Source organism: Fictibacillus solisalsi (assembly GCF_900103485.1).
GTDB classification, from domain to species: domain Bacteria; phylum Bacillota; class Bacilli; order Bacillales; family Fictibacillaceae; genus Fictibacillus_C; species Fictibacillus_C solisalsi.
In genome coordinates this window covers 159,418-173,213 of record NZ_FNHW01000001.1, presented here as the reverse complement: position 1 = coordinate 173,213, position 13,796 = coordinate 159,418, and the positions used below count along the sequence as shown (strand labels likewise).

General features: G+C 44.4%; 15 protein-coding genes, 1 pseudogene and 1 riboswitch. Of the genes and pseudogenes, 6 read left to right on the top strand and 10 right to left on the bottom strand.

Going from position 1 to position 13,796, the window contains the following annotated elements; translation table 11 throughout:
• Positions 1 to 290 precede the first annotated feature (290 nt).
• The 7 genes from ssuD to BLT53_RS00885 are packed head-to-tail and all read right to left on the bottom strand — an operon-like array spanning position 291 to position 6,462.
• Entirely contained in the window at positions 291 to 1,430 is a 1,140-nt protein-coding gene (gene ssuD, locus BLT53_RS00915) for an FMNH2-dependent alkanesulfonate monooxygenase (protein WP_090232074.1), read from the bottom strand.
• Positions 1,427 to 2,014, bottom strand: coding sequence for an NADPH-dependent FMN reductase (gene ssuE, locus BLT53_RS00910; protein WP_090232072.1), 588 nt, complete (start codon positions 2,012 to 2,014; stop codon positions 1,427 to 1,429). Before ssuE ends, ssuD begins: the two co-directional genes overlap by 4 nt.
• Before the next feature lie 26 nt (positions 2,015 to 2,040).
• Entirely contained in the window at positions 2,041 to 2,385 is a 345-nt protein-coding gene (locus tag BLT53_RS00905) for a hypothetical protein (protein WP_244520323.1), read from the bottom strand.
• Between the two features lie 28 nt (positions 2,386 to 2,413).
• Entirely contained in the window at positions 2,414 to 3,418 is a 1,005-nt protein-coding gene (locus tag BLT53_RS00900; protein ID WP_090232070.1) for an aliphatic sulfonate ABC transporter substrate-binding protein, read from the bottom strand.
• Between the two features lie 34 nt (positions 3,419 to 3,452).
• Positions 3,453 to 4,787 (bottom strand): LLM class flavin-dependent oxidoreductase, encoded by a 1,335-nt coding sequence (locus BLT53_RS00895; RefSeq protein ID WP_090232068.1) that lies wholly within the window; start codon positions 4,785 to 4,787, stop codon positions 3,453 to 3,455.
• A 30-nt stretch (positions 4,788 to 4,817) separates the two neighbouring features.
• Positions 4,818 to 5,669, bottom strand: a complete 852-nt coding sequence (locus BLT53_RS00890; protein WP_090232066.1) for an ABC transporter permease — start codon at positions 5,667 to 5,669, stop codon at positions 4,818 to 4,820.
• Positions 5,670 to 5,691: 22 nt separating this feature from the next.
• Positions 5,692 to 6,462 (bottom strand): ABC transporter ATP-binding protein, encoded by a 771-nt coding sequence (locus BLT53_RS00885; RefSeq protein ID WP_090232064.1) that lies wholly within the window; start codon positions 6,460 to 6,462, stop codon positions 5,692 to 5,694.
• A gap of 192 nt (positions 6,463 to 6,654) precedes the next feature.
• Positions 6,655 to 6,763, bottom strand: a riboswitch (SAM riboswitch).
• A gap of 207 nt (positions 6,764 to 6,970) precedes the next feature.
• On the opposite strand from BLT53_RS00885, the gene BLT53_RS00880 reads away from it, so the two are divergent.
• The 3 genes from BLT53_RS00880 (at position 6,971) to BLT53_RS00870 (ending at position 8,854) form a co-directional block, all read left to right on the top strand.
• Entirely contained in the window at positions 6,971 to 7,843 is an 873-nt protein-coding gene (locus tag BLT53_RS00880; RefSeq protein WP_090232063.1) for a VanW family protein, read from the top strand.
• Between the two features lie 119 nt (positions 7,844 to 7,962).
• Positions 7,963 to 8,241, top strand: coding sequence for a hypothetical protein (locus BLT53_RS00875; RefSeq protein WP_090232061.1), 279 nt, complete (start codon positions 7,963 to 7,965; stop codon positions 8,239 to 8,241).
• A 64-nt stretch (positions 8,242 to 8,305) separates the two neighbouring features.
• Positions 8,306 to 8,854, top strand: a complete 549-nt coding sequence (locus tag BLT53_RS00870) for a site-2 protease family protein (RefSeq protein ID WP_342027833.1) — start codon at positions 8,306 to 8,308, stop codon at positions 8,852 to 8,854.
• A 35-nt stretch (positions 8,855 to 8,889) separates the two neighbouring features.
• Here the strand turns inward: BLT53_RS00870 and BLT53_RS00865 are convergent, their stop codons facing one another.
• The gene (locus BLT53_RS00865; RefSeq protein WP_090232058.1) at positions 8,890 to 9,603 is read right to left on the bottom strand and encodes a GNAT family N-acetyltransferase; all 714 of its coding nucleotides are present in this window, start codon (positions 9,601 to 9,603) and stop codon (positions 8,890 to 8,892) included.
• Positions 9,600 to 10,460, bottom strand: coding sequence for an alpha/beta fold hydrolase (locus tag BLT53_RS00860; protein ID WP_090236604.1), 861 nt, complete (start codon positions 10,458 to 10,460; stop codon positions 9,600 to 9,602). The genes BLT53_RS00865 and BLT53_RS00860 overlap by 4 nt, the downstream gene beginning before the upstream one ends.
• 166 nt (positions 10,461 to 10,626) lie before the next feature.
• Between BLT53_RS00860 and BLT53_RS00855 the strand changes: the two genes are divergently transcribed.
• Positions 10,627 to 11,886 carry an MFS transporter gene (locus BLT53_RS00855; RefSeq protein WP_170834183.1) on the top strand — a complete coding sequence of 420 codons (1,260 nt, stop codon included), beginning with the start codon at positions 10,627 to 10,629 and terminating at the stop codon, positions 11,884 to 11,886.
• 61 nt (positions 11,887 to 11,947) lie between these two features.
• The gene (locus BLT53_RS00850) at positions 11,948 to 12,601 is read left to right on the top strand and encodes an ArsR/SmtB family transcription factor (RefSeq protein WP_244520322.1); all 654 of its coding nucleotides are present in this window, start codon (positions 11,948 to 11,950) and stop codon (positions 12,599 to 12,601) included.
• A 294-nt stretch (positions 12,602 to 12,895) separates the two neighbouring features.
• On the opposite strand, the gene BLT53_RS00845 is transcribed toward BLT53_RS00850, so the two are convergent.
• Positions 12,896 to 13,441 carry a peptidoglycan-binding domain-containing protein gene (locus tag BLT53_RS00845; protein ID WP_090232055.1) on the bottom strand — a complete coding sequence of 182 codons (546 nt, stop codon included), beginning with the start codon at positions 13,439 to 13,441 and terminating at the stop codon, positions 12,896 to 12,898.
• 140 nt (positions 13,442 to 13,581) lie between these two features.
• Between BLT53_RS00845 and BLT53_RS24880 the strand changes: the two are divergent.
• Positions 13,582 to 13,796 (top strand): annotated as a pseudogene (locus BLT53_RS24880) (hypothetical protein); the annotation flags it as partial.

The following is a 13,796-nucleotide window of genomic DNA, read 5'->3' as shown; positions in this document are numbered from 1 at the left end:
CCTTCCTCATTCCCGTTTATTTATTGGTTTTGACAGGGCGCCGTTTCTTTTATTTCTTATAGGTTTACTCGGATTTATTTTTGAATAAAAACCTCTTCCTACAGCATTTTGCGAATAAAAAGAGGTTGCGATACCTATAAAAGCAGAAAATTCAAATGATTAAAAACAATATAATAGAATGAACTTATTAAGTCAATATCTATTATAAAAAATATCCCTGTTTTTCTATGTACAAAGGCAAACACTCATACTAAAATATGAATGTTTGCCTTTGTTTTATTAATAATTTTTTACTCCGCTTTGCTTTTTAACGGAAAATAGGTGTTGGCGACAAATTCCCCAACAGGGTGAGCAGCGGTGTTACCCTGTTGTTCTCCATGTGTGAGAGGCAATCTGGGAAACAGCAGTTCCGCTACCCGATAGGCTTCTTCTAAATGAGGATATCCGGAAAAGATGAAATGATCGATGCCAAGGGACTGGTATTCTTTCATTCGTTCGGCAACAGTATCCGGATCACCGACAAGGGCTGTGCCCGCTCCTCCCCGAACCAGACCGATTCCAGCCCAGAGATTGGGGCTAATCTCCAAAGACTCACGTTTTCCGTTATGAAGCGATGCCATTCGTTTTTGCCCTACAGAATCATACCTTGAAAATATTTTTTGCGAAGCGGCAATCGTTTCCTCATCTACATATTGAATCAATGAGTCTGCGGCTGCCCAGGCTTCTTCTGCCGTTTCTCTTACAATGACATGTAGACGGATTCCGAAGCTGACAGTCCTGCCCTGGGCTGCTGCAAGTTTTCTGACTCTCTCAACCTTCTCTTTCACCTGCTCAGGAGGCTCGCCCCATGTCAGGTAGACATCGATATGCTTAGCCGCTACTTCCAGCGCTGCATCCGATGAACCGCCAAAATAAAGCGGAGGATATGGTTTTTGCTGCGAAGGCAGTAACACCTTGGCTCCTTTAATTTTCAGATGTTCCCCCTCAAAGTCTACTTTTTCACCAGCCAGCTCTTTTCTCCAGACCTCCAGAAACTCATCGGTCAAACGGTAGCGGTCGCTATGGGACAAATGGAGCCCGTCACCCGCAAGCTCCACCGGATCACCGCCTGTCACCACATTGATTAATAGTCTGCCATTGGATAATCGGTCAAATGTAGAAGTCATCCGGGCAGCCAATGAAGGAGAAATCAATCCTGGTCTTACAGCCACCAGAAACTTCATTTTTTCTGTTGCCTGTATTAATGAAGAAGCGGTGATCCATGCATCTTCGCATGAATGTCCGGTAGGAAGAAGTGCTCCTTTAAATCCCAGGCCATCCACTGCCTGTGCAATCTGGCGGAGATAAGAAAGCGTAATCGGCCTCCCTCCCTTTGATGTTCCTAAATACCTGCTGTCTCCATGTGTGGGCAAAAACCAGTAAACGTTCATGCACCTGTCCCCCTGCCTTTGGTGGAATCGAGTTCCAATTCTCTGATATAGATGTCTTTCTTGACCTCATCAATCAGCTCATTCAGCGACACAAAGAGCCGGTTTTCGATTTCAGGATCAAATCTGATGTCTGACCCGTTATTTTGCTGCAGCTGCTGATCGATCAAATAGACACCGTTTAATATGTTTCTTGAGCCGATTGCATACAGAACCGGTTTAAGCGCATAATCAATGCTGAGCAAATGGGCAGACGATCCGCCAGTGGCGATGGGCAGCACGCTTTTGCCGGAAAGAATATCACGCGGCAGCAAATCCAAAAGGGATTTGAGAACTCCCGAATAGGCGGCCTTATATACTGGTGTTCCGATGATCACTGCTTTTGCCTGTTTTACACTCTTTTCAATTGCCTTAAGGGCCGGGCTGTTATAGTTCCCCAGAACCAAATCCTCTGGTGGAATATCCAGCACTGAATATGATTCAGTTTCCAGGCCCGCTTTTTCCGCCAGCTCACTTAAATGGTGAAGGACAATTCCCGTCCTCGACGTTACCGATGGGCTTCCTGAAATTGTAACAATGTCAGCCATTACAACTCCTCCTTTTTCTTCAGTGGTTATAGTGAAGTATTTCTTTGCCTGTTGATAAAAAAGGTTTGCAGCGCTCTGGCAAGCCCTCCTGTGCCAAATGTCAGATGCGTCTGGTTGCCTTCTGTATACCTGCTTTGGATATCATTTAAAAACTCCAGTATATACAGCCTCCTGTAGAGGATATTGCGGATTCCCTGCTTTGAAAAGTAGTCCTCTATCGTGTTATACAGCCCTTTATTCACACCGTACCGTTCTCTGCAGACCCCGCTGAACTCCAGGTCGGTCAAATTGACAAGATACAGCTGTTCTTGGGTAGCTGACGCTATAAAATTTTGTGGTTTATGCCATTCTTTTAATGATGCTTCACCCATTTTTTATCCCTCCGAGAACTGTTGTGGATTATTCCTTTTCTAACGCTTTTTCAACAAACTTGTTTTCAATGACTTTTGAAGTATCAAGCTTTTTCTTGATGCCTCCTGCTTTATAAAGGAAATCTGCCTGTTCCTGATGGGCTTTCGCAAACTCCGGAGTTGCTGGAGAAAGAATTAAGTTCGACCGCTTCAAAACTGTACTGACGATCTTGGGATCAAGTTTTTCCCTTTTAGCAATTTCTGAAGATACTTTGTCAGGGTTATCAATAAATTGCTTCATAACTCTCTCATAGGTTTTCAAAAACAACACTGTTAAGTCCGGGTGATTTTTCGTAAATTGGGTTCTGGCAACAAGAAAGCTCGGTGCATTAATGTTCAGGTCCTCTCCGTCAGCCAGGGATTTTGCGCCAGTTTGAAAAATGGCTGTTGTGGCATAAGGTTCCCAAGTGGACCAGGCATCGACTGATCCATTATCAAGCGCGGGCCGTGCTTCATCAGGCTGCAGCTGAACAACTTTAATATCTTTGTCGGACAGTCCCGCCTGATCGAGTGCCATATAAAGGAAATTATAGGCACTGCTTCCTTTTGCGACCGCTATCTTCTTGCCTTTTAAATCCCTTAGCTCTTTGATTTTGCTTCCTTTAGGAATGATGATCGAATTTCCCTTTTTTCCATCCGTGGTTACGGCGATCGCTTTAAAATCCACATTGCCCGACTGTCCGGCGATCAATGGGGTTCCACCTGTGGCGCCAAAGTCCAGCCGTCCGGAAGCCAGTGCTTCAAAGTGCGGGGGTCCGCTCGAAAACTCGTTCCATTTGACTTTCACTCCCTCTTTTTTAAAGGCTCTCTCAAAGGCTTTGGTTTCCCTTGCATAAGGGAGTACCCCTGTACTTCCCTGCACGCCAATATTGACCGTTACACCCTTTTTTTGTTGGGCGTTTGTTTTTTCCTCACTGCTGCATCCCGAAAGCACAATCATCATCGTTAAAAGCGCCATAAGTCCTGCTGCTATCGTTTTCCTTTTGAGTTTCATCATTTTTTCTCCTCTCCCTATCCCATCCTTTTTGTCATGCATGTGCCGAAAGATTGATCGTATCTGTATCCGGACGTTTCAGCCCGAGGTGTTCCCGTAAGCATGTTCCGGCGTATTCCTTTCGAAACAAACCTCTTTCCTGAAGGATCGGAATAACATACGTAATAAAGTCATCAAGCCCTTCGCTCATTAATTGCGGCATAATATTAAATCCGTCTGCTGCTTTGTTTTCGTACCATTTCTCCAATTGATCGGCGATTTGAGTTGGTGTCCCTGCAATGGTGTAATGGCCCCTTCCACCAGCCAGACGAAGCAGAAGCTGTCTGATTGTAAGCTTTTCACGGCGTGCGAGTTCCTGAATCAGCTTTGTTCTGCTTTGATGCCCATCTGTTGCAGGGAGCGGAGGCAGCGGTCCATCCAGCGGATAGGCTGACAGATCCACACCGACTCGGTTTGACAGCTGATGCAGACTGAACTCTGTATTGGTATAGTGATGAAGCTGTGCTTCTTTTTCTCTGGCTTCTTCTTCTGTTTTTCCTATGATCGGGCATATCCCCGGCAGGACCTTGACCGATTCAGGCGACCGCCCAAATGCAGTGGCACGTGCTTTAATTTCCTGATAAAAGCGCTGTGCATCTTCCAATGTTTGCTGAGCGGTGAACACTGCCTCGGCATACTGTCCTGCAAAATCAATCCCATCGGCTGAAGATCCTGCCTGGACAAGGACCGGTCTTCCTTGCGGTGAACGAGGGATATTCAGCGGACCGCGAACGGCGAAAAAGTTCCCCTTATGGTGGATTTCGTGAACTTTTTGATCATCCGCAAAAATTCCCGCTTCCTGATCTGCAATGATGGCATCATCTCTCCAGCTGTCCCATAACTTGCTTGTGACTTCCAGAAACTCACGGGCCTTTTCATATCGGAGACCATGGGAAGGAATCTTTTTGAAATTGAAATTCTGGGCTTCCCCATCTGTTCCAGAGGTTATGATATTCCATCCCGCTCTGCCATTGCTGATATGATCCAGCGAAGCAAATCGCCTGGCCACATTATAAGGTTCATTAAAGCTGGTTGAAACTGTAGCGATCAAACCAATGTTTTCAGTTACAGCCGCGAGGGCGGAAAGCAGTGTCAGCGGTTCGATGCCTCCCTGTACACCATATTTGGCACCTTGTCTTGATACTGCATATCTATCTGCCAGAAATAAAGAATCGAATTTGGCTTCCTCTGCTTTTCGTGCAAGTTTCACATAGTGGGAAAGCTTCAGATTACTACCGATTTCTGATCGTGGATGCCTCCATGAAGCTTTATGATGTCCCATGCCTGTCAGGAATAAATTAAGATGCAGCTGTCCCTCCGATTGAGCCATGATACAGCACCTCCATCACTATTTTTTAAATCAGCCGATAAAGCTGTCACGCCATTTCAAGAGTCTCTTCTCAAAGAATCGCACCAGTGAATCCGATGCTTTGCCAAATACAGCGAAAATAATAATTCCTACAAAAACAATGGACGTCTGGGAAAACTGGCGTGCATCCATGATCAAGTAGCCGATCCCTTCACTGGAACCCATTAGCTCAGCTGCTACCAACGCCAGCCACGCAGCTCCTAATGACAGCCTCAGTCCAAGAAGAATGTTTGGCAAGGCAGCTGGCAGGATAAGCGTTGTAATCTGCTTCCATTTACTAAACTCAAGCACTTTTGCAACATCAAACAATTTTGAATCCACTCCCCGAATTCCAAGAAACGCGTTGACATACAAAGGGAAAAAGGCAGCTTTTGAAATGAGAAGGATTTTGGATAATTCGCCAAAACCAAACCAAAGGATAAACAATGGAATCACAGCCAAGGAGGGGATGGTTCTCATCATCTGCAGCGTGGGATCAAATGTTTGTTCGGTTTTGCTTGAAAAACCTACAGCCAGCCCTGCAAGAAGTCCTAGCCCGCCGCCAAGCAAGAATCCCAGAATCGCCCGGAAAAGGCTGATTTTAAAGTGAGCGTATAATTCCCCCGAAACAATTAAATCCTTAAATGCCACCAGGATCTCACTTGGCCTTGGAAGCAATGTGGCCGAAATCAGTCCATAGGCACCAGCTGCTTCCCAAATCAGAACGACAAGAACAGGAAGTGCGAGCCCCCGCATCCAATTGATCAAAGGTAACTTTTTACGATTTCTTTTAACAGGCGTTTCCTTTACTGATGGGGTGCGTTCAACACCTGATCGTGTTAATACTCCAGTTTGATTGCTCATTTTTTCATCTCCTTTTAATTCATCAAATCGCTGCTGCCTGATGTTCTTCTACTTTTTCAAATTCACTCAGCACACGCTGGCGGATTTCCTGAAAAGACGCATCAGTTTTCTTTCTCGGATACGGAAGGTCAACCGGAATCACTTCCCGGATGGTTCCCGGTCTTGGATTCATGATGACAACCCTGGTCGCCAGGTAGATCGCTTCGTCAATATCATGGGTAACAAAAAGCATGGTCGTACGGTTTTTCTGCCAAATATCGAGCAGTACCTCCTGCATATGAGAGCGGGTAAAGGCATCAAGTGCGCCGAAGGGTTCATCTAGCAGGAGCACCTTCGGATTTCGAAGAAGGGCTCTGGCAATGGCCACCCGCTGTGCCATCCCGCCGGAAAGCTCTTTTGGAAAGGCGTTTTCAAATCCTTTCAAACGGACCAGTTCGATGAGCTGCTTCACGCTCTCCTTTGTCTCCTTATTCTTAACTGGCAGATTGGCGGCTATATTTTTCTCAACGGTCAGCCATGGAAACAGCCTCGGTTCCTGAAAAATAAAACCTTTCTCAATACTCGGTCCAGTAACTTTCCGGTTATCCAGCAAAACTGAGCCTTCATGGGCCGTATCCAGCCCAGCCACGATTTTTAGAAGGGTGCTTTTCCCGCAACCGCTCGGCCCGATTACCGTAATAAATTCCCCTTTTTCCACATCAAGCTGGATTTGTTTCAGCGCTTTAACCTTGCCATTGGCGGTTTCAAAGCTTTTTTCAACCTTATTGACCTGTAATAATGACACTCGCCCCATCCTCCTTTTTTAATAAAGCTTTCAAAACAAAAACAACCGGAGCCATTTTAATAAATAAAAATGGTCTCCGGTTGTCCGGTCGACTTTATGAATGTACCTGTACAGCGGCTCAATCCCCTCCAATCGAATAAACGTAAAAAAACTCCTTCCAACGTGCCAGAAGGACGTAAAGAAGAAGTACTGTTCATGCTTCTCTCATCATCCAAGCTTGCGGCTTGTTGGATTTGGCACAGTTCTCAATTGAAAGAGTCCGCTGCCGAGGTTTCATAGGGCCAATTCCCTCCACCTCTCTTAATAAGACAGAATATGTAGTTTTCGATAAAAGGGAATCCTTATCGGATTACTTGTAATTAAAACAGGTATACATTTGAATGTCAATAACTTTCTGAAAAAACAGATTAAAACTTTTTAAATGATAATTTTCCAACTTTCAATTTCTTCCTTCTTTTTATCCCTTACATAAATAAAAGTTGCCCTAATCATACTAATTATTGGGAGGTTTTCTACGATGTTACTTTCTTGGTTAACGAGTATGCTTCTGCTTGTGCAGCCGGTCCCTGTCAACACCCCGGACAGCATCTCACTGATGCAGCAAGGCCAGACGATCGCCATTATACAGCGAGAGGAATTTATGGTGCCAATTCCAGGAACCCCTGTTCTTGATACTGAAAAGTTCAAGCAGTTTACGGACAAGCTGGAAGGACAGGTATACCGGCAGCCTGTCAACGCACGAATCAATGATACTGGCGGAATATCTCCTGGTCAAAATGGTTCAAAGCTTTATCGGGAGGCGTTCAGGGAAAAATTTTATGCAAACTTCTTTAGTAAGGGACCATCAAAGATAGAAATTCCAAGTCTGACGGTCCATCCCCGGGTAGACAGTGAGCTGCTCGGAAACATAAGAACGAACCACCTTGGCCAGTATGTGACGTACTTCAACCGCTCCAATACCGCACGGATTCATAATATATCATTGGCCGCCAAAGCTATTGACAACCATGTGGTTTTTCCCGGGGAAACCTTTTCTTTTAACAGGGTTGTTGGAAACCGAACAAAAGAAAAAGGATATATGCGGGCACCGGTGATTATCCGTGGCGAACTGTCCGAAGGGGTAGGCGGCGGTATTTGTCAGGTTTCTTCAACCCTTTTTAATGCGGTGGACCGTGCCGGACTCCATGTTGTTCAGCGGTATTCCCATACCCGCAGAGTTCCGTATGTTCCTAAAGGAAGGGATGCAACTGTAAGCTGGTACGGCCCTGATTTCCGTTTTCAGAACCGTTTTAACCAGCCCATCCTGATCCGAGCAAAATCTTATGGTGGAAGCATTATGGTCATGATTTCTTCCTCAGACGTGATTAATCTTCCTCAGAAAAAAGGGTAAACACACTCTCTCCATTAATTGTGTCAACATTGTTAACCATTGCACAAACCCGTTCCAAATCGATGGTAAGGGTGATAGAATAAATGAGGATTTGATCATCAATTGGAGAGAGTGATGACATGAAAAGTCTTCCATTTTTCTATATGCTGTTTCTAATCAACGGATTGCTTCTTGCTGGCGGATTAGTCAGCCCGGCATACATGGCTGTTGCCCGGTGGAGCATGATTTTCTTTAATATTACGGCAGTAGCCGCCCTTATTTATTTTAAAGAGCATGGCAATGGTGCAAGGTGGAGCAAAATATCCTCCCGCGGCCGCATGCTTTGGTGGGGCGCATTTATGTTTAATATTATTTCGGCTGCCAATGAAGTTCTTCATTCGGCCCTATTTCAAGGTTAATAAATATATGTGCAAAAGCCCGGCAGCTGTTTTGCCGGGCTTTTGCACATATGGATGAAATTACATGTTTGCTATGAGTCATTTTAGGAAAAAAGTTAAAACATGTAACACGATAAGGGAGATGGCAGCTTTGTTTGGCTTTACAGAAATTTGGAAATTTTTCTTTTCGTTTTTTTTGGTATTACCAGGCGTCACATTTCTTCACGAATTCGGTCACTATTTTTTTGCCCGTATTTTTGGAGGAAAAGTCAGGGTGCACGTAGGTACAGGAAATGTGCTTATGAAAATAGGCCCGCTGCGCATCCGTAAACTTTATTTTTATGATGGCTGGTGTGAGTATGTGTCATTAAAAGAAGATGCCAAATATTCCAAAGTTCTTGTATATCTTGGCGGCTCTCTCTTTAATCTGGCAGCCATTCTCTTGTTAAACTTTTTTGTCTTTAAAGGCATCTTCGAGGCGAATCTTTTCTTTTACCAATTCACGTACTTCTCGTTTTATTATGTATTCTTTTCTCTGATGCCGATGGAACAGTCAAGCGGTTGTCCAAGCGATGGCCTTGCTGCCCTGAACACAATCAAAGGTATCCAGTTAAAAAGCCACCCTGCCGACTAACATACAGCAGTCCACCTTTTATGGAGGGCTGTTTTTTAAAAATATTTATAATAGCTTTCCGTATAGGCATGTATGTGACAGCCGTTTTTTTCAAACACACGCTGCATCTTTTTATTATTGAGGTGCGTGCTTCCGATATAATAGTCTGCACCCATTTCTTTTAGGCATCCCAGCGCCTGCCTGTGCAGTGTGCTTCCTGTTCCTTTTGACCGGGCACTGGGAAAGACCCCAAAGTAAAACAACCGCCCTTCATTTGTTGTACCCGGTTCAATATGGGGAATGGCGATTCCGATTGGCTGATGGTCTTTATAAAAAATCCTGCAGGAATATTTCCATCCGCTGCCAAGCTCCTGCTTAACTGACTGAAGATGCTGCTCCATCGACAAGGTTGATGCTGCATTATCCGATCCCTGCCTGCACATTCTCCAAACCTCCATAAACGCCTTCTCTGTCGTCCCCCTGTCCTCAAGCGTTCTCCAGGTGTAGGGATGAAAGCTTTCCATTTCTTTCAAGTCCCGATATACATTCACTTTGGATGCAAAATGCTCAAAACCCGAAGAAATTAAGTAATCGGAGCATGATTCATAATGATCCCGGTTACGGTGAAGCGTTACGCCTACTCTTTTGACTTTCCCTATTTCAGCTTTTCGGATGATGGCTGAGATGCCCTTTTTCCACTCGTTAATGTCCAACATCCCTTCTGTCGGTTCAATAAGAATATATTCAGGGGTTCCGTCAATCACTTTCATCTGTCTTGCCCCACTGTCATTTGTTGATAGAACTTGTTGATCACCTTTTGGAAGGCTTTTTTCTCCTCCAAAAAAGGATAATGATTGCTGTTATCAAAAGCAGCCAGCTGCACATCGGGAATAAGTTCCGCCATTTCTTCAGAAAAACCGATCGGACACTGAACATCGTGCTGTCCGCATGCGACAAGCGTTCGGGTACTGATTTTATGCAGCTGCCTTGTCACATCAAAAAGGAGAATCTCCCTTGAGAAAAACTCCATCCGGCGCGCGGCCATGGATTTATGGACATCCCCTGCAAAATACTCATCATGTCTTCCAGGCTCACGTAGTGATAATTTTGCCCGTTCTCTGGATATATCGTTTCTTTCTTCCGCAGATAGATTTGTTTTTAACTGCTCGATTAGCGACTGCATGTTTTCAAATTTCGGATGGTCTGGATGATAGATGCAAAAAGGGGAGGAGGACGCATACTCTCTTGCTGCAGCACTGGTTATGATCAACGTTTCAAGGGATTTGGAATGTCGTATCCCATACACGAGTCCTAGCATCCCTCCTGTAGAATGTCCGGCAAAATGCCATGTCGGATACCCGAGTTCGTCTCTTACAGCTTCAAGATCAAGCACCGTTTCGATCATGCTTAGCTGATGCGGTTCGTGCGCCTTTTCAGACCTTCCCGCTTCTCTTAAGTTAATCAAAAATACTTGATGCGACTCTGTGAACATGTCCGCAAAATGGTCTCCCGTTTCATTGAATTCCGAATAAAGATGGGACACACAAAGCGGCGCGCCCTTCCCCTTAGTGAACACTTCAAATACGCCCCGGTCTGTGGGGACCATGATTGTTTTCCAGTTCTTCATTTGCTTTCCCTCTGTTCTCTGGTATTTCATTACAAAAGCAACTTCTCTGTTCCCTTACTGAATTCCTTTCTAAATTTTGTCGAACGATTTTTCTTCACTAAAATATTTTTTACCATTAAAATAAATTTTAACGATAAATGTTATTTTGATTGGAAGGAGAATTATGATGGGGACCAGTTTGGCACATGAACCAAAGACGGTAAGAAAACAAAAATTTGGAGGGCTTCTCTCCAACCGGCAATTTTTATTTTTATGGATAGCCAGTATATTTACAGGGTTGTCCTTCTCGATCTACTTAATCTCAGAAACATGGTTTGTTCTTCAGGCACTAAAAGCTCCTTCCAAGCTTGGGATTATTATGATGCTAACCACCATACCCCGCGTTTTGCTCATGTCGGTTGGAGGAGTAATGGCTGACAGAATAAAACGGTCTCACGTGATTATGATCACAAATTCAACCAGGGGACTATTGGTCCTTGGATTGGCCCTGCTCATCCTGAACAGCAGTATGAATCTCTATCTCCTTGGTGTTTTTGCTCTTCTTTTTGGAGTTCTCGACGCTTTTTTCTGGCCGGCTAACCAGTCTATGCTTCCCACCCTTGTAAAAAAAGAACAGATCGTCCGTGCCAACTCTCTCGTGCAAACGACCAATCAGCTTTCATTATTGACTGGACCGGTCATTGCAGGTTTTATGATTAAGTTCGGCTCGTTTTTCGGTGTCTTTGTTTGTACTTCTGTTTTACTTTTCTGCAGCAGCATTCTAATCGAACAAATCCGTTATCCTGATCATCCATCAACAGACAATAAGCAGAAAGAACCGGTGTTCCGGCAGCTTAAGGAAGGAATTGTTTACGTCAAGACAGTACCCTACCTGCTGCTCACCATGGCCACCTCTATTTTCGTTAATTTGCTTCTTGTCGGGCCTCTGAATATCGGTCTTCCTTTGATGGTGGATCAGCATTTGAAAGGGGATGTTCTGTCTCTTAGCTATTTGGAAAGCTCGCTCGCTCTTGGAATGGTCGCGGGTGCCTTTCTTACCGGGATCTTGAATATCAAAAGAAAGCGGCCGATCATCAGCCTTTCACTGATTGCCGTCCTTTCTTTCTTAAATATCTTTCTGAGCCAGATGACCGCCCTTTGGCATGGAATTATTCTTTTGTCACTTGCCGGCGTCTGCTTGTCCATTTCCAATATTATTGCTCCTTCTCTGGTTCAGGAAATGACGGAGAAACGGATGATGGGAAGAGTTCAGAGTTTGATGTCTACTGCCTCCATGGGATTTATACCGCTTTCCTTCGCCCTTGTTTCTGCTCTGCTCTCTAGCGGACTTCCAATCGACATAATTATTTTGTACTCAAGCATTGCCCTTACCGTGTTTGTCCTCACTGTTCTTTGGAGAAGCAAAACCATACGTACCATCGATTAATCACGTACTCTCTAAATTGTGGTATTCTTTTTAGTAACACAATGTTTAGGTGGGATACAACGTGGCACAATGGAAAACACAGTCAATCGATTTAATGAAAATTTTTTCTGATCCAAGACGCCTGAGAATCCTTCATCTCGCTTCCGAACAGCCGATTACCGTTAAACAGCTGGCTGCTGAGTTGAACGAACATCCTTCAAGGCTTTATTACCATGTAAAAAAGCTTGAGGATGCCGAGCTTTTGGAAGTGGCTGAAACAAAGCAACTGGGGAATTTGGTGGAAAAATATTATCAAACTATCAATATGAATGATGTATTATACCGTGGAGATCTGCAGGCCCAGGCTGAACAGCCTGAAGTCGCTCTTTCCCTTACGTACCGGCTCATCGAACCGGCATTGAAGTTATATGAAAAATCGCTTGCCAAGCTGAGGGAAGAAAAGAAACATGGCGTAGTACGCAATGAAATGCCGTATCATGTTACTATCAATTCCTCCAGTGACCGCATGACCGCCAAAGAGTGGCGTGAATCCTTTCCTGTCATCATGAAAGCACTTGGCAAAAAGGATAAAAAAGACTATGACTGGCCGGAACGCTCTTATCCTTCTGAAGAAGAAGCGAACAAAGTTGGTACCTATCAGTACGTTTTGCTCAGTTACCGGATTGAGGATGCAGAAGAACTTGGAATTGTAACGGAAAACGAGGAAGAGAAATGAACAGAGCCGCCTTTAGCATGCTGGAGGTGGCTATTTTTTGTAAAAGCACCTAATGGGCGCTACTGCATATAGAGACATCATAGCTTTCAATTACCGTGCAGATTGTTTTACTGGAGGTATGTAACGTGCAAACCTTACATCAACATTTGAAAAATTGTGAAGCCCTCACGCTAGTAAAAAAAGAATAAGAGCCATTCCTTCGAATGGGAAAGAAGAGCTCTTTTCATAGATAACAGCTAGAAGAGTCATAGATCTTCAAAGTGAAGGAAAATATGCCGGGGATGTGCGTTTGCCTTAATTGGCATATAAGCGATACGAATCGGTTAATGTATCGCCGTTACCATAAATATACGCCTTTGATGGGGCATAGAAATTGCTGCTGTCGTACTTCCAATGAATCCTTAGCGCCATATATCCGCCTGCTCCGTATGTGTTGGTTCCTCTTTTTTCAATATATTGAGAAAAACTGTCCCATGTTCTAGGACCCACAACGCCGTCAACCACTAAGTTATGCGTTTTTTGATATTTTTTTACTGCAGCTTCGGTTTTCGGACCGAAAATTCCATCCGAATCAATGACAGAAGAATCGGTGTAAAATCGAAGAACATTAATGAGATACTGCATGTTCTTAACTTCAACCCCGCGGGCATCTTTGCGTAAAATCGAGTTTTTATCCCAGTCTGCCGGATGATGAAATCCAGGTGCCGAGGCAGATGCGGGAGAAAAGGAAATTCCCCAAGCCAAAAGAACAATTACCATACTTGCTACTATTTTCTTCACAATGCCATCTCCCTTTTGTTGATTGGTACAAACAAAACCCCTTACAAATTTTCCCTCCATCTAAAAATTCCCCCTTTTCGCAAACTGAACCCTTTCTTTCTTGAGACCAATGCCCTGTTTTCTTCTGTACCTTTGGAATCAGTGTCCAAGTGTGGCAAGGAGGAATAGGATATTTTGTATGTAAATAAGGAGGTTTTTAGATGAATGAATATTATGGGAAGCATTCGAACTCACGAATGTTCCCTCAACTCCCTGGCCAGGGCTCTGGCCAGCAGACGCCCGGGTTTCATGGTTTTTTCCCGCAAGGACAGGGCGGACAGCAGCAGATGCCACAATTTCCCGGGCTTTTTCCCGGTATGCCTGGCAGTCAACAGCAGCAAGGGCAGCAAGGCGGACAATCCCAGCAGGGACAGGG